The 21168-nt window shown below is 64.4% G+C and carries 17 protein-coding genes; 6 read left to right on the top strand and 11 right to left on the bottom strand.

The window, feature by feature from the left end; translation table 11 throughout:
• Nucleotides 1–17: 17 nt before the first annotated feature.
• Together C8C94_RS05270 and C8C94_RS05265 are read right to left on the bottom strand one after the other, a co-directional pair.
• A complete protein-coding gene (locus tag C8C94_RS05270; protein WP_121419978.1) occupies nucleotides 18–2048 on the bottom strand; it encodes a methyl-accepting chemotaxis protein in 2031 nt (676 codons plus the stop codon).
• 153 nt (nucleotides 2049–2201) lie between these two features.
• The gene (locus C8C94_RS05265; protein WP_121419977.1) at nucleotides 2202–3119 is read right to left on the bottom strand and encodes a pseudouridine synthase; all 918 of its coding nucleotides are present in this window, start codon (nucleotides 3117–3119) and stop codon (nucleotides 2202–2204) included.
• Between the two features lie 204 nt (nucleotides 3120–3323).
• On the opposite strand from C8C94_RS05265, the gene C8C94_RS05260 reads away from it, so the two are divergent.
• Nucleotides 3324–5615: an AsmA family protein gene (locus C8C94_RS05260; RefSeq protein ID WP_233573402.1), complete on the top strand. Its 2292-nt coding sequence runs from the start codon at nucleotides 3324–3326 to the stop codon at nucleotides 5613–5615.
• A gap of 43 nt (nucleotides 5616–5658) precedes the next feature.
• Nucleotides 5659–6174: a M23 family metallopeptidase gene (locus C8C94_RS05255; protein WP_121419976.1), complete on the top strand. Its 516-nt coding sequence runs from the start codon at nucleotides 5659–5661 to the stop codon at nucleotides 6172–6174.
• Nucleotides 6175–6216: 42 nt separating this feature from the next.
• Here the strand turns inward: C8C94_RS05255 and C8C94_RS05250 are convergent, their stop codons facing one another.
• The 3 genes from C8C94_RS05250 to imuA are packed head-to-tail and all read right to left on the bottom strand — an operon-like array spanning nucleotide 6217 to nucleotide 11897.
• Complete coding sequence (locus C8C94_RS05250) at nucleotides 6217–9480, bottom strand: error-prone DNA polymerase (protein WP_121419975.1); 3264 nt, start codon at nucleotides 9478–9480, stop codon at nucleotides 6217–6219.
• Between the two features lie 16 nt (nucleotides 9481–9496).
• On the bottom strand, nucleotides 9497–11050 hold the full coding sequence (locus C8C94_RS05245) for a DNA polymerase Y family protein (protein WP_121419974.1): 1554 nt from the start codon (nucleotides 11048–11050) through the stop codon (nucleotides 9497–9499).
• Complete coding sequence (imuA, locus tag C8C94_RS05240) at nucleotides 11013–11897, bottom strand: translesion DNA synthesis-associated protein ImuA (RefSeq protein WP_121419973.1); 885 nt, start codon at nucleotides 11895–11897, stop codon at nucleotides 11013–11015. The genes C8C94_RS05245 and imuA overlap by 38 nt, the downstream gene beginning before the upstream one ends.
• A gap of 187 nt (nucleotides 11898–12084) precedes the next feature.
• Between imuA and C8C94_RS05235 the strand changes: the two genes are divergently transcribed.
• Nucleotides 12085–12690: an IPTL-CTERM sorting domain-containing protein gene (locus C8C94_RS05235; RefSeq protein ID WP_121419972.1), complete on the top strand. Its 606-nt coding sequence runs from the start codon at nucleotides 12085–12087 to the stop codon at nucleotides 12688–12690.
• A 9-nt stretch (nucleotides 12691–12699) separates the two neighbouring features.
• On the opposite strand, the gene C8C94_RS05230 is transcribed toward C8C94_RS05235, so the two are convergent.
• Nucleotides 12700–14010, bottom strand: a complete 1311-nt coding sequence (locus tag C8C94_RS05230; RefSeq protein ID WP_121419971.1) for an HD-GYP domain-containing protein — start codon at nucleotides 14008–14010, stop codon at nucleotides 12700–12702.
• A 468-nt stretch (nucleotides 14011–14478) separates the two neighbouring features.
• On the opposite strand from C8C94_RS05230, the gene C8C94_RS05225 reads away from it, so the two are divergent.
• Complete coding sequence (locus C8C94_RS05225; RefSeq protein WP_121419970.1) at nucleotides 14479–14766, top strand: DUF4148 domain-containing protein; 288 nt, start codon at nucleotides 14479–14481, stop codon at nucleotides 14764–14766.
• 82 nt (nucleotides 14767–14848) lie between these two features.
• The gene (locus C8C94_RS05220) at nucleotides 14849–15142 is read left to right on the top strand and encodes a DUF4148 domain-containing protein (protein WP_121419969.1); all 294 of its coding nucleotides are present in this window, start codon (nucleotides 14849–14851) and stop codon (nucleotides 15140–15142) included.
• 119 nt (nucleotides 15143–15261) lie between these two features.
• Here C8C94_RS05220 and C8C94_RS05215 read toward each other — a convergent pair whose 3' ends face one another.
• Together C8C94_RS05215 and C8C94_RS05210 are read right to left on the bottom strand one after the other, a co-directional pair.
• Nucleotides 15262–15903, bottom strand: coding sequence for a CoA transferase subunit B (locus C8C94_RS05215; RefSeq protein WP_055402417.1), 642 nt, complete (start codon nucleotides 15901–15903; stop codon nucleotides 15262–15264).
• Nucleotides 15904–15967: 64 nt separating this feature from the next.
• On the bottom strand, nucleotides 15968–16675 hold the full coding sequence (locus C8C94_RS05210; protein ID WP_055402415.1) for a CoA transferase subunit A: 708 nt from the start codon (nucleotides 16673–16675) through the stop codon (nucleotides 15968–15970).
• An 89-nt stretch (nucleotides 16676–16764) separates the two neighbouring features.
• Between C8C94_RS05210 and C8C94_RS05205 the strand changes: the two genes are divergently transcribed.
• On the top strand, nucleotides 16765–17307 hold the full coding sequence (locus C8C94_RS05205) for a PAS and helix-turn-helix domain-containing protein (protein ID WP_055402413.1): 543 nt from the start codon (nucleotides 16765–16767) through the stop codon (nucleotides 17305–17307).
• A gap of 3 nt (nucleotides 17308–17310) precedes the next feature.
• Here the strand turns inward: C8C94_RS05205 and C8C94_RS05200 are convergent, their stop codons facing one another.
• The 3 genes from C8C94_RS05200 to C8C94_RS05190 form a co-directional block, all read right to left on the bottom strand.
• Nucleotides 17311–17700, bottom strand: coding sequence for a carboxymuconolactone decarboxylase family protein (locus C8C94_RS05200; RefSeq protein ID WP_121422713.1), 390 nt, complete (start codon nucleotides 17698–17700; stop codon nucleotides 17311–17313).
• Between the two features lie 126 nt (nucleotides 17701–17826).
• Complete coding sequence (katG, locus tag C8C94_RS05195; RefSeq protein WP_121419968.1) at nucleotides 17827–20022, bottom strand: catalase/peroxidase HPI; 2196 nt, start codon at nucleotides 20020–20022, stop codon at nucleotides 17827–17829.
• 80 nt (nucleotides 20023–20102) lie between these two features.
• Entirely contained in the window at nucleotides 20103–21053 is a 951-nt protein-coding gene (locus C8C94_RS05190; protein ID WP_121419967.1) for a LysR family transcriptional regulator, read from the bottom strand.
• Nucleotides 21054–21168: the final 115 nt, after the last annotated feature.

The following is a 21168-nucleotide window of genomic DNA, read 5'->3' as shown; positions in this document are numbered from 1 at the left end:
CGCGAGTGCGCGAGCGTTCAGCCGGAGATTGCCGGGTTGCGGGAGCCCCCACGCGCCCGGTTTGGCAAACCGGGGCTGGCACTGGCGCCACCCAGATTGAACTGCGCAATGGCAGACACCATCTGGTGTGCCTGCGTCTGCAGGCTGCTGGCCGCAGCAGCCATTTCTTCCACCAGCGCGGCATTCTGCTGAGTAGTCTGGTCCAGTTGCGTCACTGCCTCTCCCACCTGGCCCACACCAGCGGTCTGCTCGCTGCTGGCAGCGCTGATTTCAGAGACCATGTCGGCCACGCGCTGGATAGAGCTCACGACTTCCTGCATCGTGGTGCCCGCCTGATCGGCCAGCACCGAGCCCTGCTGCACCATGGCGCTGCTGGCGCCGATCAGTTCTTTGATGGCCTTGGCCTCGGCGGCGGTGCGCTGAGCCAGGTTGCGCACTTCAGCAGCCACCACGGCGAAGCCCCTGCCTTGCTCGCCAGCACGAGCGGCTTCAACCGCAGCGTTCAGGGCCAGGATGTTGGTCTGGAAAGCAATGCCGTCGATGACGCCGATGATGTCGGCAATCTTCTGGCTGCTGGTGTTGATGTCCTGCATGGTGCTGACCACCTTGGACACCACTTCACCGCCTTGCGCGGCCACGCGGCTGGCGCCCACGGCCAGCTGGTTGGCCTGGCTGGCGCTGTCGGCGTTGTGTCGAATGGTGGCACCCAGCTGCTCCATGCTGGCCGCCGTTTCTTCCAGAGAGCTGGCCTGGCTTTCGGTGCGGCCCGACAGGTCCTGGTTGCCTTGGGCGATTTCGGTGCTGGCCGACGACACGCTTTCGGCACTGGTGCGCACGGTGCTCAGGCTTTCTACCAGGCGGACACGAAAGCCTTCCATGGCCTGGGCCAGGCTGCCGATTTCGTCGCGGGATTTCAGGGTGACTGCGTGGGTCAGGTCGCCCTGCGCCAAGTAACCCAGCGCGGTGCTCAGCTGCTGCACGGGCGCACCGACCAGGCGGCGTGTGGCCACCACCAGTACCACCGTCAGCAGTGCCAGCGCCACCACCACACCCAGCCACAGCCAGGTGAGCACGCTGCGGGCCTCGCCCATCATTTCAGACTCCGGCGCCTCGGCCACTATGGCCCAGTTCCAGGGCTTGTAGCGCTCCACCGCGACATAACGCGCGGCAGTGTCACCGTCGCCACTGCGGCGCGGCGACCAGCTCGATTCAAAATCGCCGGTTTGCTCGATACCCGACAGTGAAGCAAGCCAGGCCTTGGCCTCATCCACTTTCTCATCGACCTTGAGCGCTGCGTTGGCGCCCGTCAAACCAAAAACGTTGCCCCGTGCAGGACCTGCTGAAATATTGACCGCGTAGACAGCGCCCGTGGCAAACAGCTTCTGGCCCGCCATCACGGTGTTGAGCTTGCCCAGAATGGGGCCGATGTCCGAACCGATGAACAGGATGCCGATGGTGCGGTTGCCTTCGCGGATGGGTTCATACACCGTCATGTACTCCCGGCCAAACAGATTGGCGCGGCCGATAAAGGTTTTGCCTTCGTTCATCAGTTCGTAGGCAGGGTGCTTGCGATCCAGAAGGGTCTTGTAGGCGCGGTCTCCGTCCTGCTTCTTGAGCGAAGTAGTCACACGGATGAAGTCGTCGCCCGTGCGCGCGAAGATGGTGGCGACGGCACCCATGCTGTCTTTGGAAAACCGATCCACCACCTCAAAGTCGCCATTGATCGGCACCCCTTGAAATGCCAGCGTGGCCTCGGGCTTGCCGTCTGCCCCCGGCGCCTCGCTGAGCGAAAAATTGCCCGGAAAATTGGCCTTGAACAGGGTGAAATCGCGTTTGGCCTGCTCTTGCGCGGTTTCGTCAAAGGTCTGCACCAGGGTGCGCAACTGGGCTGCATATTGCTGGGCATCGCCGCGCGATAGCCGCCCAAAGTTTTGCCAGAGCAAGGCGCTGACGATTCCCATGGTGATGAGCAGCACAAGCAGCAGGCTGAGTAACGCCGCAAGCGACAGCTTGAACGCGACGGAACGGTGTGTGGTGGTGGGGCTCATTGTTGTTTTCTTCTGCAGTTTCCGGGCCCTCTGCCCAGAACAGGTAACCAAGTTACCTTATCTGTGTGTAAAAACAAAACCCAAAGCAATGCCATGCTTTCATGAGGGCCACCCAGCCCTCAACGAGCAAATAGCGATTACTAGTGGTAAACCCTAATCTCCCAGACTCAGCCGCTGCCTGCTCTCAAACATTCGGGGCACGCCCAACACCGGGTCCGCAAACTCCAGGGACCGCGCCAGCAGTTGCAGAGGCCGGGAGTAGTCTCCTTCGGGAGGATCGTTGACCACTGGATAGAACGGGTCGTTGCGCAGGGGCAGGCCCAACGCGGCCATGTGTACGCGCAGTTGGTGCCGTTTGCCGGTGATCGGCATGAGACGGTACCGGGCCCAGGCGCCAGACCTTGCCACCTCCAGCACCTGCATCTGCGTGTGACTGTTGGGCTCGCCGGGCACTTCCTGCATGCGAAAGAACTGAGGGCTTTCCTCCAGGCGGCTCATGTGTTCGCGCGGAAACACGAGGTTTTCGCGCCACGGCGCAATCGCGTCGTAGTGTTTGGTGATCTGCTTGTCACGGAACAGCGCCTGGTAGGCCCCGCGTGTGCGCTGCTGCACCGACAGCAGCACCAGCCCCGCCGTGTCCCGGTCGATGCGGTGCAGGGGCGACAGTTCAGGCAACCCCAGCTGGCGCTTGAGGCGCACCAGCAGTGTGTTGTGCAGATAGCGGCCCGACGGTGTCACGGGCATGAAATGGGGCTTGTCGGCCACCACGAGGTGCTCGTCCTGGTACAGCACCGTTTCTGTGAAAGGCAAGGCGGGCTCTGCGGGCAGGCTGCGGTAGTAGTACACGCGCAAGCTGCCTTCAAACGGCCGCCCGGGCGACACGGGCTCCCCGCGTTCGTCCACCACATCCCCCGCCTGCATACGCTGCAGCCATTCGTCGCGGGTCACGACGGGCAGACGCTGCGCCAGAAAGTCCAGCATGCTGCCCTGCCCCTGGCTGGGCAGCACCACGCAGCTGGGGCCCACGCCATCGCGCATGGGCGGGGCGTGGGGGTGGTGGGGGTTGTGCATGGTGCGCGGATTTTAGGGCGCGGCAGCACCGTTTTCCGCCTGTAGGACAAGGGCGGCAGTTGCGCCTGCACTGCCACTGGGCGCGCCAATGCGGGCTAGCATGAACCCAGGAGGCCCGGTGCCGCATGAGCAAACGCGGCACCCACCCATGTCCCGTGCAGCATGGCTGTTCTGCGGCATGCGGCCATAACCCATACGCCCTTCATGCCGTCACCTACCACGCCTTCTGCCGATCTTCCCCGCCCTGCCGCGTCCACCGGCCACCCCGCTCCCGCCTCGGGGGTTGGTCGACGTGTAGCACGGTGGTTGCTGGTGGCCCTGGGTGTAGTGGCCACGCTGCTGGTGCTGCTCGGCGCCTTGCTGGCCGTGATCGACTGGAACCGTGCAAAACCCTGGGTCAACGAAAAAGTCAGCGAAGCCACGGGCAGGCACTTTGCGATTGAGGGCGAATTGTCGGCAGCCTGGCACTGGCCCCAGCCCCTGGAGGAAGGATGGCGACGATGGATACCTGGCGTCACCGTCCAGGCCGAGCGCCTGGTGATGGACCAGCCGGCGGGGTTCATCCCCCCCTTCCAGCGTGCGGATGGCAAAACGCCTCCCAAGGACAACGCCGATCTGCCGGAAGCGCCCGCCATGGCCCGCATCGGCAGCGCCACCGCCACGGTGCGCCTGCTGCCGCTGCTGGGGCGGCATCTGTCGATCGACACCGTGGCACTCACCAGCCCCCAGGTGGCGCTGGCCCGCACCGCCGATGGCACCAACAACTGGACCTTTGAGCGCAAGGACGGCCCCAGGAGCGGGTGGAGCTTCGATGTAGACCGGCTCGTGCTCAAGCATGGCGTGTTGGCCTATGCCGATGGCATGAAAGACCTGGACCTGCAGGCACGCATTGACACAACGGAGCCCATTGCCCCCACCAGCCCACCCGGCAGCCCGGCCGCCAAGGCTTCCGCCAGCGCCGCCAGTGGCACAGCCCCGACGGCAGCGATCGCGGCCCCCGGCACATCCTCCCAGGGGGCGATGCCCTATGGCCTGCGCTTTGAACTGAAGGGCCGCTATGCCAAGGCCCAGATCAAGGGACAGGGGCGCGCGGGCCAGGTCATCAGCCTGCGCAACAAGGTGGTGAACTATCCGCTGCAGATTGATGCCAGCGCGGGCAGCGTGGCACTGTCGGCTGAAGGGGTGCTGGCCAACCCCGGGGCGCTCTCGGGGCTGGATTTTCAGGTGTTCCTCCAAGGCGGCAGCATGGCCGATCTGTACGACCTGACCGGGCTGGTGCTGCCCAACACCCCGGCGTTTGAAACGCGCGGACGGCTGACCGGGAGCCTGGAACCCGAACGCGCGGTGTGGGAGTACAACGATTTTCGCGGCAAGGTGGGTCAGAGTGATCTGCAGGGGTCGCTGAAATACACCTCGGGCAAACCGCGCCCCCGGCTCACCGGCACCATGACATCGAACCAGCTGCGCCTGGCAGACCTGGGGCCGACGCTGGGCACCCGCGTGTCCGGCAACACGCAACGCACCCGCAGCCAGGGTGGCAAGGTGCTGCCGGATTCGCAATTTGCGGCCGAGCGGTGGAATGCCATGGACATGGACATCGTGTTCAAGGGCCGCCACATCATCCGCCCCGAGAGCCTGCCGCTGCAGGACCTGAGCACACGCGCCGTAATGGAAAACGCGCAGCTCAGACTGGCGCCCCTCACGTTTGGCGTGGCAGAAGGCAAGATCGAATCGCAGGTCACCATCGATGGCCGCAGCGCCCCCCTCAAGGCCCAGATACGCGGCACCGTGCAGGGACTGCAGTTGTCGGCCCTGTTCCCCAAGGTGCAGCTCATGAAGAAAAGTTTTGGCCGCATGGACGGAGCCATTGCCCTGGAGAGCACCGGCAACAGCATGGCCGTACTGCTGGGCCACGGCACGGGCGAGATGCGCCTGTATGTGCGCGAGGGCACGCTGAGCAAGCAGATGCTGGACCTGGCCGCGCTCAACGTGGGCAGCATCATCGTGGGCAAGCTCTTTGGCGAAAACAAGGAAGTGCACCTGCGCTGCGCGGTGGCCGACTTCATGGTGGTGGATGGCTTGGCAACCGCCCGCGTCGTGAAAATGAGCACCGACGATGCCGTGGTGGAGGCCACGGGCACCATCGACCTGGGCACCGAGGCACTGGACCTGCGCATCAAGCCCGAATCCTTGCAATGGAAGTTCTTTTCGCTGCGTTCACCCCTGTATGTGAGGGGCACGTTTGGCAACCCGGATGTGGGCGTCGAGGCGGGGCCGCTGCTGCTGCGCGCAGGCGCTGCGGTGGTGGCTGCTGTGGTGGCCCCTGCCGCGCTGGCCCTGGTACCCATCACCGTGCCGGCGGCAGACGACGACACCCATTGCAAACCGCTGCTGAACCTGGCCCAGCAGCCTGTCAAGCCCGGAGTCCAGGGGGCAGCCGGCACGGCCTCGCAGCCTGCACGGCAGGCCGCCAGCAAGGCAGACCCTTCGCGCTGATTCACAGCGACTGCAACGATTGCGAGCGCGGAATAATCGCGCCATGAAAATTGCAAAGATTCTGGGCCTCACCCTGCTGGCCGTGCTGGTGGCGGGCCTGTTACTGCCGGAGCGCATCCAGATCCCTGTGGCCGGGGCCTCCGCAAAAGACTGGAATTCCAAGTCCTTCTGGTTCGAACCCTGGGGCAGCTCGGGTGTGCACAAGGGCATCGACATCTTTGGCAAGACCGGCACGCCAGTGCTGAGCACTACGGATGGCGTCGTGCTGTTCACAGGAGAAATCGCCAAAGGCGGCAAGGTGGTGCTGGTGCTCGGGCCGCGCTGGCGGTTGCATTACTTTGCGCACCTGGACTCGATCGGCACAGACGCCTTGTCCTTCGTGGCGTCTGGGGAGGCGATTGGCACGCTGGGCGCCAGCGGCAACGCGCAGGGCAAGCCGCCACACCTGCACTATTCCATCGTGCGAATGCTGCCCGTGCCGTGGAAGGTGGATGGCGCTACGCAGGGCGTCAAAAAAGCGTTCTTCATCGACCCCCACGCTTATCTGCTGGAGCGGTGACCGCAAGGGAGTCAGAAGGATGATCCGAAGCAGCTCTGAAGGTCAGTGAAAGTCCCGGCTACCCTGCAGCGCCTGGGCCATGCGACCGAGCAGCGGTGTCAGGTCCTTGAAGCGCTGGGCCACCAGGTGGCGCACTACCGACGCTGATGGCGACGGCGCATCGGACCCCTCCCCCTCGGGCACGCTGCACTGCCACACGCCCTCCACCGCCAGCAGTTGCGATCTGAGCAGCGCATTGCGCCATGTCTCCACCAGCGCAGGCCACACGATCACGTTGACGGGACCCGTCTCGTCCTCTAGCGTGACGAACATCGTGCCTTTGGCCGTGCCGGGGCGCTGGCGCACAGTGACGATGCCGCAGGCGCGCACCTTGCGGCCATGGGGCACGGTGTTCAGCTGCAGGGCGGTCTGCAGGCGCCAGCGCGCAAGGCGCGGGCGCAGCAGGGCCAGCGGGTGGCGGCGCAGTGTGAGGCCGGTGGCGGCGTAGTCGAAAAGAATCTCTTCGCCCTCGGGCGCGGCGAGCAGTTGCAGGGGCGCTTCGTGCACGGGCACATCGCGCAGCAGGGGCGGTGCCGTGTGCTGCGCGGCCGCCTCCCACATCTGCTGGCGCCGGTGGCCTGACAGGCCCGCCAGCGCATCGGCTGCAGCGAGCGCCTGTAGGTCTTGCTGGCTCAGCTGTGCGCGCAGGGCCAGGTCTTCGGTGTTGGCAAAGGCAGGGCCTGTAGCGCGGGCCTCTACCAGTCGTTCGGCAGCATCTTTGTGCAGGCTGCCCACCAGCCGCAAGCCCAGACGCACAGCGGGCTGCGGCAGTGGCGGCACGCCCAGCCCCCGCGCCGGTCTCAGTGGCTCTGGTGTGCCCTCCAGCGTGCAGTCGATGTCGCTGCAGGTCACGTCGATGGGCAGCACACGCACGCCGTGGCGGCGCGCATCCTGCACCAGTTGCGAGGCGGTGTAAAAACCCATGGGCAACGAATTGAGCAGCGCGGCCAGAAAACACGCGGGCTCATGGCATTTGAGCCAGCTGCTGGCATAGGCCAGCAAGGCAAAGCTGTGGGCGTGGCTTTCAGGAAAGCCATATTCGCCAAAGCCCAGCATCTGCTGGAAGATGGCCTGGGCAAACTCGGTACGGTAACCACGCGCTTCCATGCCTCCGACCAGTGGGCGCTCGAACCGGTGCACGCCGCCCTTGCGCTTCCAGGCCGCCATCGACCGGCGCAGATCGTCCGCCATGCCGGCAGAGAACCCGGCCGCCACCATGGCGATCTGCATCACCTGCTCCTGAAAAATCGGCACGCCCAGCGTGCGCGCCAGGGCCGCTTCCAGTTCAGGCTTCTCCAATTGCAGTGGCTCGCCCCTGCGCCTGCGTTCGCGCGCCTGCAGGTAGGGGTGCACCATGCCGCCCTGAATAGGCCCGGGCCGCACAATCGCCACCTCCACCACTAGGTCGTAGAACTCACGCGGGCGCAGGCGCGGCAGCATGCTCATCTGCGCGCGGCTTTCGATCTGGAACACGCCCACGGTGTCGGCGGCGCAGATCATGTCGTAGGTGGCGGGGTCTTCGCGCGGAATGCCCTGGAGGTCCCAGCGCTCACCGCGCAAGGCTTCGCGCAAATTCAGGCAGCGGCGCAGCGCGCTGAGCATACCCAGGGCCAGCACATCGACCTTGAGCAGGCCCATGGTGTCCAGGTCGTCCTTGTCCCACTGGATGACCGATCGGTGCTCCATGCTCGCGGGCTCCACGGGCACCAGGCGCGTGAGCTTGCCCTGCGTGAGCACAAAGCCGCCCACATGCTGGCTCAGGTGGCGCGGAAAGCCTTTGAGGTCCGCCGCCAGCTCCAGCCACAGCTGGGCCGTGTGCCGGTGCAGCGATGCACCCAGGCTTTCAGCCAGTTCCTGCAACCGGTCGGTGGCGAACTGCTCGTCAAACCAGTGGTGGTCCTTGGCAAAGGCATCGACCAAGGACGGCGCCACACCCAGCGCCTTGCCCACATCGCGCAGCGCGCTGCGCGTGCGGTAGGTGGTAACCACGGCCGCGATGGCGGCGCGCTCGCGGCCGTATTTTTCGTAGATGTACTGGATGACCTCCTCGCGCCGGTCGTGCTCGAAGTCCACGTCGATGTCGGGCGGCTCCTTGCGCTCTTTGCTGATAAAGCGCTCGAACAGCAGGTGTGAGTTTTCAGGCGGGACGGCCGTGATGCCCAGCATGTAGCAGACCACCGAATTCGCGGCCGAGCCACGCCCCTGGCACAGGATGCCCTGGCTGCGCGCGTAGCGCACGATGTCATGCACCGTGAGGAAGTACATCTCGTACTGGCAGTGTGCGATCAGGTCCAGCTCTTTGCGGATCTGCGCCTGCACCTTCTGTGGCGCGCCCTGCGGGTAAACGCCTTGCACACCCGCCTGCACCAGCCAGGCCAGTGCCTGCGCGGGGGTCATGCCAGCGGGCACGGTCTCCAGCGGGTACTGGTACTTGATTTCGTCCAGGGTGAACGTGCAGCGCCCCGCCACGGTGAGCGTGGCGTCCAGCAACTCGGGCGGATAGACGCCCGCCAGCCGCACGCGCCGGCGCAGATGGCGCTCGGCATTGGGCTGCAGCGCAAACCCGCATTCACCCACGCTGCGGCCCAGGCGTACGGCGGTGATCACATCCTGCAGCGGCTTGCGCGAACGGGCGTGCATGTGCACATCGCCCGCTGCCACCAGCGGCAAGCCCAGCGCCGCACCCACACGCTGCAGCGTGGCCAGCCACAGGCTGTCGTCCGGGGCCAGGTGCAGTTCGACCGCCAACCAGATATGGCCATCAAAATTTGAGTCAAATTGGCCTCTAGCGCTGGATAGACAAGCGCTAACAGCTATCAAATCAGAAGCATCAAAGCGTTGCCGGATAGGCGCCAGCAGCAATTCGCACCCTTGCAGCAATCCCCAGGGGCTGCAAGGGCCCACGTGGTACTGCCCCTTGGATGCGACCGCACGGGCCGCGGTGATGAACTCACACAGATTGCCCCAGCCCTCGGCATCGCGCGCCAGGGCCACCAGCCGCAGGTCGTCACCCCACAAAAACTCGCTGCCCACGATGAGGTGCAAACCACATTCCTTGGCGGCCTCCCAAGCGCGCACCACACCCGCCACCGAGCATTCGTCCGTCAGCGCGAGGGCTTGGTAGCCCAGCGCCAGCGCGCGCTTCACGAGTTCCTGTGGATGCGATGCACCACGCTGGAAGCTGAAGTTGGACAGGCAGTGCAGCTCGGCATAGCCCGGCAGCACGGTGGCTTGTGCAGGCGATGCAGAGGAAGGTGTCAGGCCCATGGAGCCTCCGCAGACATCACCCAAACACCCCATGCAGGAACCAGCGATGGGGCCGCACGGCGACAGGGGGACCATCCGACACGGACGGCACCGGCGCCAGCCGCTCGCGGAACACCCACACCAGCCCCGCCACATCGTTGTGGGCCACAAAGTAGTCGCGCAAGGCCAGGGCACCTTCACCGGGGGCCGGGCCTGCGCCCTCCCCGGCCGCAGACCACCAGCCCGCTTCAAAGCGGTGGGGCCCGGCCAGCAGTCGCAGCAGGCCGTGGTGGCAGGGGCGGTTGCCCTGCACCGCCAGCCGCCGGGGCGGATTCAGCAGCCAGGTGGGCAGCAGCAGGGCATCGGGGGCTGCATCCAGCGCCGTATTGGCAACACTGACGGAGGCATTCCGGGCTGCAGCGTGCTTTGAGGCCGCCGCCGTCACGCGCAGCACCTCGGCCGCCGGGCGCCACTGCTGCATGCATTCGGGGCGGTGGTCGGCCTGCAGCACCGGGGCCTGCACATGGTCTTCTCCCAGCCGGGCTGACAGGCGCTCCAGCAACTGGTGCAAAGCCTCGCCCTGGGCGCCAGCAGGGTCTGCGCCGCCCAGATGGTCGGGCGGCAGCAGGCTCGCACTGCGGTGTGGCAGCGGGGCCGCCTCCAGCAAACGCAGCGTGATCTGATTGACCGGCGCGGCCAGCGTGGTGCGCGCCAGATTTTCAGACAACAGGCGCCGCAGATGCCCCATGTCCTGCGTGGCCTGGGCCGTGCGCACCTGCAGCGCCTGCGTGGGGGCGATGGTCACACCATCGATGCGCCGCAGGTCATGGCGCCAGGCCAGCTCCAGGCCCAGCACGCCCTGCTGCCGCGCTTGCAGCCAGCCTTGCAAGGCCGTGAGGCAGCGGCTGGCGCTCCAGAGCAGCGCATCGGCCGACTCTGCCAGCGCAGGCAACTCGCCCGTCAGCACAAACTGCTCGGGCAGCTCCAGCCAGGCGTGGGCCTCAGGGGCATCTCCCAGGGCCTGGTCCAGCACCCGCAGCACCGCCGCACCAAAACGCCGCGACACCCCGGCGCGGGGCAGCGCCCGCAGTGCCCCCCAGGTGCGGCAGCCCATGCGCTCCAGGCTGGCCACATGCGGGCGCAAGGCTGTGAGTGTGTGCAGAGGCAGGCTCAGCGGCCCCTGTGCAGGGAGAGCCTGCCCCGCCAACGCCACACGCAGCCGGGCCTGCGCCACCAGGGCGGTGGGGCCACTGCCCCAGATCACGGGTACACCCGTCGGTTGTGCGCCCGCCGCCGTCCCTTCCCCTACAGACCCACACTCGCCAGCGACCTGGGCAGCGGGGGGGGCAGAGCCCCTGGCAGATGCCCCGGCCCAGGCCCAGGCCTGCAGCACCTGGGCCAGCAGCACTTCGCGCCCGCCCCACAGCCGCTCGGTGGTGGACACCTCCAGCAGCACGGCCTCTGCATCCACCAGTGCCACACGCGGGGTAAAACGCAGGGCCCACCAGCCTGCCGCAGCGGTGTGCACAGCCCCTGCAGGCGGTGCGGATGCCTCATCGCACCAGGGCAATGGCAGCGCGATCCAGTGCATGCGCCCTCCCCTCTGGCCCCGCCCCCAACGGCACCAGCAGCTCCAATGAAGGGCGCATGGGCAACGCCCCCGATGCCTTGGCTGCCGCAGCAAGGCGACCTGCCACCAAGGTGCTGCCAGCATCCACCTGCGCTGCACGCCGGCGCCCGGCCTGGGCTGCCAGCACCTGGGCCAGCCGGGGATGACAGCCCGGCAGATCCAGCCCTTGCGCCAGGGGCGGCCCCCGGCGCTTGAGAATGTGCACCTGCATCCCGGGGACTGTGCATACACCTCCCGGCATGGCCATCCCCTGCACCTGTAGCCGCAACAAGGCTGGTGAGGCCTGGGCCGCAGCACTGGCCGGGCGAAACACCCATAGCAGTTGACGTTGCTGCGCTGCTGCCAGTTGCAGCCTGCGCAGGGCTGCGGGCTGCACCTGCGGCAGCCAGGCCATCACGGCCAGAACCTCCCGGCAACGCAAGGCCTGCTCTGCCGCCCAGAGCGCAGCGGCGGCATCGGCCCGCACCACACACAGCCGCTCGACTGACAAGCCCTGGGCCTGCAGCGCCGGTCCAAAAGGCTCGCAAGGCGGCGCTACCACCACCACCGCCCCCGAGCGCGGGGCAGTGGCCTGTACCAGGGCAGGCAGCACCAGCTGCCATTCGTGCAGGCCCGCCAGGGGCTGCAGCACCTCGCTCAACGCCCCCACCGGCCAGCCCCCACCGGGCAACTGCGCATCCAGAGGACCATAACCGGTGGACTGCACCTGCAACTGGCCCGCACCCAATGCGTCCGCATGCCAGACACCGGGCACGGTCAATGGCAGATCGGACGCGACAACCCCCAGGGAGTGGCGTAGCGCAGGCATGGCGAAGACGAGAAGAACAATATGAATACTGTAAATATAACCAGTATTTCGAGCAAAGGGGCAACTGGCGGAGAAGACTTTGGGGTGAGGGGCTTTTGGAGGCAACGCGTCCCAGGCCCTATAAAACTGGGCCAACGCACACCACGCTCCCTACAATGGGCAGGACAAAAAAGAGAGGGTCCGTTGAATGAAAACAATCCAATCGGCAGCAGTCGCCCTGTTGCTGCTCCTGTCCGGCAACACGTTCGCGGCCTATACGCTCTACTTTTTTGAAAGCGGTGGCAATGTGGTCGCCAGTGGCAGTGGCAGCATGAATCTGGGGGCCCTCTCGCCTGCGGGCAGCGGGCCTCTGTCCCCCGGGGTCATTGCTTCGGCTGGGCTGGTCTTCACCGGCACGGCTGGCACCGTGGACGCCTACCTGGGGATATCCGGCCCACCAGCGTTCGGAGGCGGAGGCCCTGTCGGGGCGAATGCAGGATCTGGCGACATGGTGGGCCTGGACAGCACAATGCCCGGTTTCGTCTTCGCCCCGGCAGGCTACGTCTCGGGCTCTGCGCTCACGTCCTCGGCCACCTGGACTGCTACCTCGCTGGCCAGCCTGGGACTCACACCGGGCACCTATCTCTGGACCTGGGGCACGGGCCCGACAGCGGATTCATTCACGGTCCACATCGGCATCGCGCCGCCAGCATCCATTCCGACGCTGTCTGAATGGGGGCTGCTGGTCCTCGCGGTGCTCATGGCTGGCTGGGCGATGCACCATCGGTTCTGGCTGCGAAGCCGGGTGGGCTGACCACCCTTTTCAAAGCTTCCGCACTGCCCAATCACACCAATCCGCCACCGCTGCATCTGCAGGGGTGGCGCGGTCTGCCAGCTGCGGCCAGCGGCGATAGCTGGCATTCAGAATACTTTGCAGCTGCCACAGCGCCTCGCGCCCCACCAGCGCCACTTCAGCCATCCCAATGGCATCGCCCTGCAACTGGGTCATGAGTTCACCCTGCTGCCGAGGGTGTGAACCGGCCTCCAGCAAGGCTTTTTGCAAAGCCAGCAGCCGCGCATCGAGGAACACAAAGGCGCTTCCCGGCAGTGCCTTGACACTGGCTTCGGGAGGCAGTGCGGTCTTGAGCTGATCCCAGCATTCAAAAGCTTCGGCCAGCAGATCGATCTGGCGCGAGGCATCGTTGCCCAGCGGCATGAGGGCAGATTCCCGGGCGACTTCTTCCTGCAGCAGGGGCAGGATGTGTGCCACCAGGGCCGATGGAAATTTGCGATGGTTCAGCCGCAGCACCAGCGACAGGCGCTGCGCGGGCATGTCGTCGTATTTTTCATAGAACGCCGCCACCACCTCGGCCAGCAACAGGATGCGGCCCAGAACAGAGATGTCCGCACCGGCCAGGCCACGCGGGTAGCCGCTGCCATCCATGCGCTCGTGGTGTTCCAGCACCGCCACATCCACAGCCCGGGGATAGACCTGGGTATCGCGGATCATGAGCATGGCGGTGATGGGGTGCGCCACCAGATGCTTGCGCTGAACACCAACGACCTTGTGGTCGGGATCGTCCCAGGCCGGATCCATGTGCAGCACACCCAGATCGTGCAGCAAGGCTGCTGCCGCAAGATTGGCGCAGTCGCGCTCAGCAAGACCGCTTTTGATGCCCAGGAACACGGCCACCGTCATCATCTGCAGGCTGTGTTGAAACAGCCCGGGCCGCTGATCGCGCATCACGGTGAGCTTGCAGGCCATGGATGGAGGCAAGGGCAGCGAGCGCAGCGGCGCCAGCAGCCGGGCCGCCGAGCCGAGGGCTTCTGCCAGCAGGCTGGGCAGCACCTCCTGTTCGCTCATGGCCTGCCCCGCCGCGAGCAAAGCGGGTACGTCCACGGGATTCTCGATGGACAGATGGCGGTCAATGGGCTCGCGCAGCTTGTGCTGCACCAGGCGGTCATACAGGCGGCTGTCGATGCGCGCGCCTTTTTCGACCAGCTTGATACCTTTGTCGGTGTAAATGGCTGCGTCAGCAACCACCGTGCGCCGGTCAGCCATGTCGGTCAACGCGCGCAAGTAGTGGGGGCTGTCCGAAGTGTCGATGCCCGCAGGCGCAAGGGTGTCCGTCATGCAGATAACAAAAGCTTATTCGGGACTATAGAGCGTTCTCCCCGAGGGGCATCCACGAAAAATACCCGGGCCACACACAGTCTTGAGCCAGATCAAGTCCCAGTCGCCGCCCCCCCGTGTTTCACAAGGCCGGGAGACTTCCCTGCACGCCATTCACCACCCGATTCAGCCCGTCCTGCAGCCATGAATCACCATTCCGGATAAATGCTTCATTCATTGCATGCAAAAGCGGTTCAAGCCTTCTTTTCAGGCCAAAAATTTGGGTAAACCCTGAAATTCTCTGGCGGCATTGTTTCCAATACTGGAACAGTTAGTTTGCGACTCGGTGGTTTTTCTTTGGACTTCACCCGCGTACAGTTCAACCCATCGATGAGCCGAACCCGCAAGGCGACTCACCGAACCCGGTTCAGGAATGGTTTTTTGACCCGGCTTTTTTGAGACGCTTTTTAACTTCCAAGGATTTTCATCATGAACAACACCGCCCGCTTCCTCTCCATCGCTGCCGTTGCCGCTTTCGCCTCTTTCGGCGCACAGGCTGACGAAGCCGATGCTTCGCAATTCGCTACCAAATTTGAAACCAACCGCACCCGCGCTGAAGTGCAAGCAGAAGCCGCCAGCGTTGCCCAGACCCGCTCCATCGAGCCAGCAGGCTCGCGTGTGTTGACCTACACGTCCACCGCTGACCGCGCTGCCGTGCGTGCCCAGGCTGCCGAAGCCCTGCGCGCTGGCCAGATCCCTTCGGGTGAACGTGGTTGATTCTTGTTGAATCCACGGTTCACACGTTTTCGTATTGCCAAGTACCTCGTCCCTATTTTTTGAATTTCACTGGAGTTTCACCATGAACAAATCTGTCCGTTTCCTCTCTATCGCCGCTGTTGCCGCTTTCACTGCTTTCGGCGCCCACGCTGACGAAGCCGATGGTTCGCAATTTGCCCTGAAGTTCGACACGAACCGTACCCGTGCCGAAGTGGCCGCTGAAGCCGCCACCGTGGCCCAGACCCGCAGCATCGAGCCTGCTGGTTCGCGTGTGGTGACCTACACGTCCACGGCTGACCGCGCTGCTGTGCGCGCCCAGGCTGCTGAAGCCCTGCGCACTGGCAAGATCCCTTCGGGCGAATTCAGCGCCATGTAATTCGCGCGGGAGGTACTGCGGTCGTTGTCACGGCTGCAGCCCGATGCTGAAAGCAAAAAGCCGAGGCCCCTCACGGAGCCTCGGCCTTTTTTGCGTTTGAGAAACGCCCCCAACAACGGTCAAGGAATCAGCGTCACGCCCGTTTTGGCTTGCAGGGCATCAAACGTCACGCCCGGAGCCAGTTCCACCACCTTCAGGCCTTGGGGGGTGACGTCCATCACTGCCAGGTCGGTGATGATGCGGTCCACTACGCCCACGCCCGTCAGCGGCAGCGTGCACTGGGGCAGAATCTTCAGGTCTTCGGTGCCGTCCTTCTTCTTGGCAACGTGTTCCATGAGCACGATCACGCGCTTGACACCCGCCACCAGGTCCATCGCACCGCCCATGCCCTTGACCATCTTGCCGGGGATCATCCAGTTGGCCAGATCGCCCTTTTCGCTGACCTGCATGGCGCCCAGGATGGACAGGTTGATCTTGCCGCCACGGATCATGGCAAAGCTGTCATGGCTGCCAAAGATGGACGAGCCCTTGATGGTGGTCACGGTCTGCTTGCCAGCGTTGATCAGGTCCGCATCCACCTCATCTTCGTTGGGGAACGGGCCGATGCCGAGCATGCCGTTTTCGGACTGCAGCCACACTTCCTTGTCGGCGGGCACGAAATTGGCCACCAGCGTAGGGATGCCAATACCCAGATTCACGTAAAAGCCGTCTTCGAGCTCATGGGCGGCACGCGCCGCCATTTGGTCTTGACTCCACGACATATGTATTTCTCCAGCTTGTTCGGTGACGGCAGGCTTGCACGCCTGCTTTTCGATAAACGCAGGCTTAAACGCCCGCCTTCTCAGTGATGGTGCGCTTTTCGATGCGCTTTTCCGGGTTCGGGTTGTGCACGATGCGGTGCACATAGATGCCGGGCAGATGGATCTGGTCGGGCACCATGGCACCGGTTTCCACCACCTCTTCCACTTCAACGATGCAGACCTTGCCGGCCATGGCAGCGGCAGGATTGAAGTTACGGGCCGTCAGACGGAACTGCAGGTTGCCCGACTTGTCGGCGCGGTGCGCCTTGACCAGCGCCACCTCGGGCACGAGCGAGCGTTCCATCACATAGGTTTCGCCGTCGAACTCGCGCAGTTCCTTGCCCTCGGCCACGATGGTGCCCACACCGGTCTTGGTAAAGAAAGCAGGAATGCCCGCGCCGCCTGCACGCAGCTTCTCGGCCAGCGTGCCCTGGGGCGTGAACTCCAGCTCCAGCTCGCCGGCAAGGTATTGGCGCTCGAACTCCTTGTTTTCGCCCACGTAGGACGAAATCATCTTCTTGATCTGGCGGGTTTCCAGCAGCTTGCCCAAGCCAAAGCCATCCACACCTGCGTTGTTGGAAATCACGGTGAGGTTCTTGACGCCGGAATCGCGCAAGGCGTCGATCAGCGCTTCAGGGATGCCACACAAACCGAAACCACCCACAGCCATGAGCTGGCCGTCTGCAACCACGCCCTTGAGGGCCTCAGCTGCGGAGGGGAATAACTTGTTCACCACGATCTCCTTGTGAATTTGGATGCGCTACGATACTACGTACCCGATTAAGTAGTATCCCGTAAAGACTTGCACTATGGACGTTGCCAATGGACGTTGATTACCGACTCGCTTTTGACATGGCCCCCGTGGGCCTGGTGCTGTCGCGCAACCGCACCATGGTCGATTGCAACCGGCATGTGTGCGAGATGTTCGGCGCCTCGCGCGAGGTGCTCATCGGTCAGTCGTTCCAGATACTTTATCCAAGCGCCGACGAATACGAGCGCCTTGGGGCGCACATGGAACCTATTCTGAACGCCAAGGGCCACTACGCCGACAACCGCATCATGAAGCGTGCCAACGGTGAGGTCTTCTGGTGCCATGTGTCAGGCCGTGCACTCAACCGAGATGCCCCGCATGAATCAGGCATCTGGAGCTTTGAAGACCTGAGTTCGCAACGCCCCGTGAAGGCCGAGTTGACAGGCCGCGAACGCGAGGTGGCTGCGCGCCTGTTGGAGGGACTGACTTCCAAGGAGATCGGCCGGGCCCTGGAGATCAGCCACCGCACGGTGGAGATTTACCGGGCACGCCTCATGCGCAAGTACAACGCATCCACCGCTGCCGACCTAGTACACAAATTGCTCGCTGGTTGAGCCCTACTTCGGGCCGTCGATCACGTCAGCAGCTGTGCGAAAAGCCTCGACTGCCGTCGGCAGGCCGCAGTAGATGCTGGCGTGCAGCAACACTTCCTGGATCTCTGCCGCTGTAGCGCCGTTGTTGAGCGCGCCGCGCACGTGGCCCTTAAGCTCATGCTGCTTGCCCAGCGCGGTAAGAAACGCCACCGTGATCAAGCTGCGCGTCTTCATGTCCAGCCCCGGCCGCTGCCATACATCGCCCCAGGCATTGCGGGTGATGAACTCCTGGATCGGCTGGGTGAACGCCGTGGCATTGCCAAAGGCATTGGCGACAAAGTCCTCGCCCATGACCTGCTTGCGTGTGGCCAGACCTTTTTCGAAGTCCTTGGTGGATGGGAGTTGTTGTGTCATGCGGGCTCTCCGGTTCAGTTGGGGCCGCCATCGTAGCCGCAGCGCCTGCACGAAAAACACAAAGCCACCTGCCATACCCCGTGAAGGGCCAGGCAGGTGGCTTTGTCAAAGTGCTGAGCCCCAGGTTTACGCTGCCGCGAGATCAAAGCGATCCAGGTTCATCACCTTGGTCCAGGCGCGGGCGAAGTCCTGCACAAACACGGCCTGGGCATCGCTGCTGGCATAGACCTCGGCCAGCGCACGGAGAACGGAATTCGAGCCAAACACGAGGTCGACCACGGTGCCGGTCCATTTCTTGGCGCCTGTGCTGCGGTCCACCCCTTCCAGCACACCGGTTGCGCTCGCTGACTTCTGCCATTGGGTGCGCATGTCGAGCAGGTTCACAAAGAAGTCATTGCTCAACGTTTCCGGGCGCTGCGTGAAAGCTCCGTGAGGCGCCTGGCCCATGTTGACACCCAGTACCCGCAAACCGCCGACCAGCACCGTCATCTCTGGCGCAGTCAAGGTCAGCTGGTTCGCGCGGTCGATCAGCAGTTCGGCCACAGCGCCCTCCAGCCCGGGGCGCACGTAGTTGCGAAAGCCATCGGCCACGGGCTCCATCACTTCGAACGATGGCACATCGGTTTGCTCCTGCGAGGCGTCGGTGCGGCCGGGGGTGAAAGGCACGGTCACGTCCTGCCCGCCTCGCTTCGCGGCAGCCTCCACAGCGGCGCCACCGGCCAGCACGATGAGGTCGGCCAGCGAGATTTTCTTGCCGCCCGTCTGCTCGGCGTTGAACGCGCGCTGGATGGCTTCGAGCTGGCCCAGCACCTTGGCCAGTTGTGCAGGCTGGTTTACGTCCCAGTCCTTCTGCGGAGCCAGACGAATGCGCGCCCCATTGGCTCCGCCGCGCTTGTCGCCGCCTCGGAAAGTTGAGGCAGAAGCCCAGGCCGTCGATACCAGCTCAGAGATCGACAGGCCCGACGCCAACACCTTGGACTTGAGTGCCGTGATGTCTTGTTCGTTGACCAGAGCATGGTCCACTGCAGGAACAGGGTCTTGCCAGACCAGCACTTCGGCGGGCACTTCAGGGCCCAGGTAGCGTGCACGCGGCCCCATGTCGCGGTGTGTGAGCTTGAACCAGGCGCGCGCAAATGCGTCGGCAAACTGCTCAGGGTGCTCCAGGAAGCGGCGCGAGATCTTCTCGTAAGCCGGATCAAACCGCAGCGACAGGTCGGTGGTGAGCATCGTGGGTACCAGCCTCTTCGACGAATCGTGTGCGTGTGGAATCGTGGCCTCGGCACCTTTGGCCGTCCACTGGTGGGCACCGGCCGGGCTCTTGGTCAGCTCCCACTCAAAGCCGAACAGGTTTTCGAAGAAGTTGTTGCTCCACTTCGTGGGCGTGGTGGTCCAGGTGACTTCCAGGCCGCTGGTGATGGTGTCGCCGCCCTTGCCAGAACCATGGCTGCTCTTCCAGCCCAGGCCCTGCTCCTCGATGCCTGCGCCTTCGGGCTCCTTGCCCACCAGCGCGGCATCGCCCGCGCCGTGGGTCTTGCCAAAGGTGTGGCCACCAGCAATCAATGCCACTGTCTCTTCATCGTCCATCGCCATGCGGGCAAAGGTGTCGCGGATGTCGCGCGCTGCGGCCAGGGGGTCAGGGTTGCCGTTCGGGCCTTCGGGGTTCACGTAGATCAGGCCCATCTGCACTGCGGCCAGGGGCTTGGCCAGGTCGCGCTCGCCGCTGTAGCGCTTATCGCCGCCGAGCCATGTGGTCTCTGCGCCCCAGTACACGTTTTCATCGGGTTCCCACACGTCGGGGCGGCCACCGGCAAAGCCGAAGGTCTTGAAGCCCATGGACTCCAGTGCCACGTTGCCGGTCAAGATCATCAGGTCGGCCCACGAGATCTTGCGGCCGTACTTCTGCTTGATGGGCCAGAGCAGGCGGCGTGCCTTGTCCAGATTGGCGTTGTCGGGCCAGCTATTGAGCGGCGCAAACCGCTGCTGCCCTGCCCCTGCGCCGCCACGTCCGTCCGCCAGGCGGTAGGTTCCGGCGCTGTGCCAGGCCATGCGCACAAACAATGGCCCGTAGTGGCCAAAGTCTGCGGGCCACCAATCCTGCGAGTCAGTCATCAGCGCATGCAGGTCGGCCTTTACGGCAGCAAGGTCCAGGCTCTTGAATTCTTTTGCGTAGTCGAAGCCGTCGCCCATGGGATCGGTGAGCGGGGAGTTCTGGTTCAGGGGACGGATATTGAGCTGGTCTGGCCACCAGTCGGCATTGCCGCGGCCCTTGGGCGCGGCAGCCTTGGTGTGGTCAAACGGGCACTTGTTGGTCTCTTGTGTCATGAGGCACTCCTGTTGGCGTTGGTGAGCAGCCGATGTTATGGAGTGCATTTCCTTATGAAAAGGCAATAGTTTTGATTAATTCAATAGTTTTTCTCTAATTTCGGCAAATGCAGCGGACTACCGGCCTCCTTGCACCCACACGTATCGAACAGCACCGAGCGGACCCAGCGGTGCCCCGGCGAGCGGTGGGTGCGTTCATGCCAGGCAGCAGTTTTAACGAAGCCAGGTATGGCCACTGGTGGCTCCAGCACAACCAGCCCGCGAGCATCAGCTACCACCCGCTGGGGCACCACCGCGATCAGGTCGCTGTTGCGCAGGATCTCCGGCAGCACCAGAAAGCTGGTGATCGACAGCACCACCCGCCGTGATCGGCCCAAGCGTGCCAACACCTCATCCGTCACGCCGCAGAAACCGCCACCCGTGTACGAAATGAGCGCATGGTCCAGCGCGCAGAAGCGGTCCAGCGACAGCGCGCCGCCCTTTGCATCCGGGTGCCCGGCGCGCATCACGCACACGTAGCGCTCGTCAAACAGGTGCCGGGCATACAGGTCTGGCGCCGTGTTCTCGGGGCTGATCAGGGCCAGATCGATATCGCCCCGCTCCAGCCGCTCGTACACCGGCAGATGCTGGGCCGGCACCACGGCCACGCGCACGCCCGGCGCGCGGCGACGCAGCATGGCCAGGAATGGCACCACCACCGCCTGCAACGCATAGTCGGTGGATGCAAGCTGCACCGTCATCTGCGCCGTGGCAGGGTCAAAGGCCTGAGGTTGCAGCAGCGACTCGATCCCACCCAGCAGTTCCTTGACCGGCGCGGCCAGCTCCTGTGCGCGCAGCGTGGGCGCAATGCCACGCTGTGTCCGCACGAAAAGCGGGTCATCAAAGCTCTCGCGCAGCCGGGTCAGCATGCCGCTCACCGCAGGCTGGGTGAGCGACAGGCGCTGGGCGGCGCGGGTTACGCTGCGTTCGTCGAGCAAGGCATCCAGTGCCTTGAGCAGGTTCAGGTCCATGGCCCTGATATCAATTGCCATGATTTCAGAAATAAGAACTATCGATTTGGTTTATGGCTGCATCGTACCCACCATCTTCACTGTGCGTGGCCGTGGTGTCTTTGCCCCCGCCCTCAGCCCGAAATTCCTTTTCTAA

This window comes from Acidovorax sp. 94 (genome assembly GCF_003634645.1).
In the GTDB taxonomy this organism is placed as follows: Bacteria; Pseudomonadota; Gammaproteobacteria; order Burkholderiales; family Burkholderiaceae_C; genus Acidovorax; species Acidovorax facilis.
Note: the sequence above shows the minus strand (reverse complement) of the source record. Positions and strands in the feature narration are given on the sequence as shown.

What these genes read in the sequence shown, in the direction of transcription:
- C8C94_RS05225 (WP_121419970.1), top strand. Translation starts at nt 14,479, where the DNA reads ATGAACAACACCGCCCGCTTCCTCTCCATCGCTGCCGTTGCCGCTTTC.
- C8C94_RS05245 (WP_121419974.1), bottom strand. Translation starts at nt 11,050, where the DNA reads ATGCACTGGATCGCGCTGCCATTGCCCTGGTGCGATGAGGCATCCGCA.
- C8C94_RS05270 (WP_121419978.1), bottom strand. Translation starts at nt 2,048, where the DNA reads ATGAGCCCCACCACCACACACCGTTCCGTCGCGTTCAAGCTGTCGCTT.
- C8C94_RS05215 (WP_055402417.1), bottom strand. Translation starts at nt 15,903, where the DNA reads ATGTCGTGGAGTCAAGACCAAATGGCGGCGCGTGCCGCCCATGAGCTC.
- C8C94_RS05250 (WP_121419975.1), bottom strand. Translation starts at nt 9,480, where the DNA reads ATGGGCCTGACACCTTCCTCTGCATCGCCTGCACAAGCCACCGTGCTG.
- C8C94_RS05235 (WP_121419972.1), top strand. Translation starts at nt 12,085, where the DNA reads ATGAAAACAATCCAATCGGCAGCAGTCGCCCTGTTGCTGCTCCTGTCC.
- C8C94_RS05255 (WP_121419976.1), top strand. Translation starts at nt 5,659, where the DNA reads ATGAAAATTGCAAAGATTCTGGGCCTCACCCTGCTGGCCGTGCTGGTG.
- imuA (WP_121419973.1), bottom strand. Translation starts at nt 11,897, where the DNA reads ATGCCTGCGCTACGCCACTCCCTGGGGGTTGTCGCGTCCGATCTGCCA.
- C8C94_RS05230 (WP_121419971.1), bottom strand. Translation starts at nt 14,010, where the DNA reads ATGACGGACACCCTTGCGCCTGCGGGCATCGACACTTCGGACAGCCCC.
- C8C94_RS05260 (WP_233573402.1), top strand. Translation starts at nt 3,324, where the DNA reads ATGCCGTCACCTACCACGCCTTCTGCCGATCTTCCCCGCCCTGCCGCG.
- C8C94_RS05265 (WP_121419977.1), bottom strand. Translation starts at nt 3,119, where the DNA reads ATGCACAACCCCCACCACCCCCACGCCCCGCCCATGCGCGATGGCGTG.
- C8C94_RS05220 (WP_121419969.1), top strand. Translation starts at nt 14,849, where the DNA reads ATGAACAAATCTGTCCGTTTCCTCTCTATCGCCGCTGTTGCCGCTTTC.
- katG (WP_121419968.1), bottom strand. Translation starts at nt 20,022, where the DNA reads ATGACACAAGAGACCAACAAGTGCCCGTTTGACCACACCAAGGCTGCC.
- C8C94_RS05190 (WP_121419967.1), bottom strand. Translation starts at nt 21,053, where the DNA reads ATGGCAATTGATATCAGGGCCATGGACCTGAACCTGCTCAAGGCACTG.
- C8C94_RS05200 (WP_121422713.1), bottom strand. Translation starts at nt 17,700, where the DNA reads ATGACACAACAACTCCCATCCACCAAGGACTTCGAAAAAGGTCTGGCC.
- C8C94_RS05205 (WP_055402413.1), top strand. Translation starts at nt 16,765, where the DNA reads ATGGACGTTGATTACCGACTCGCTTTTGACATGGCCCCCGTGGGCCTG.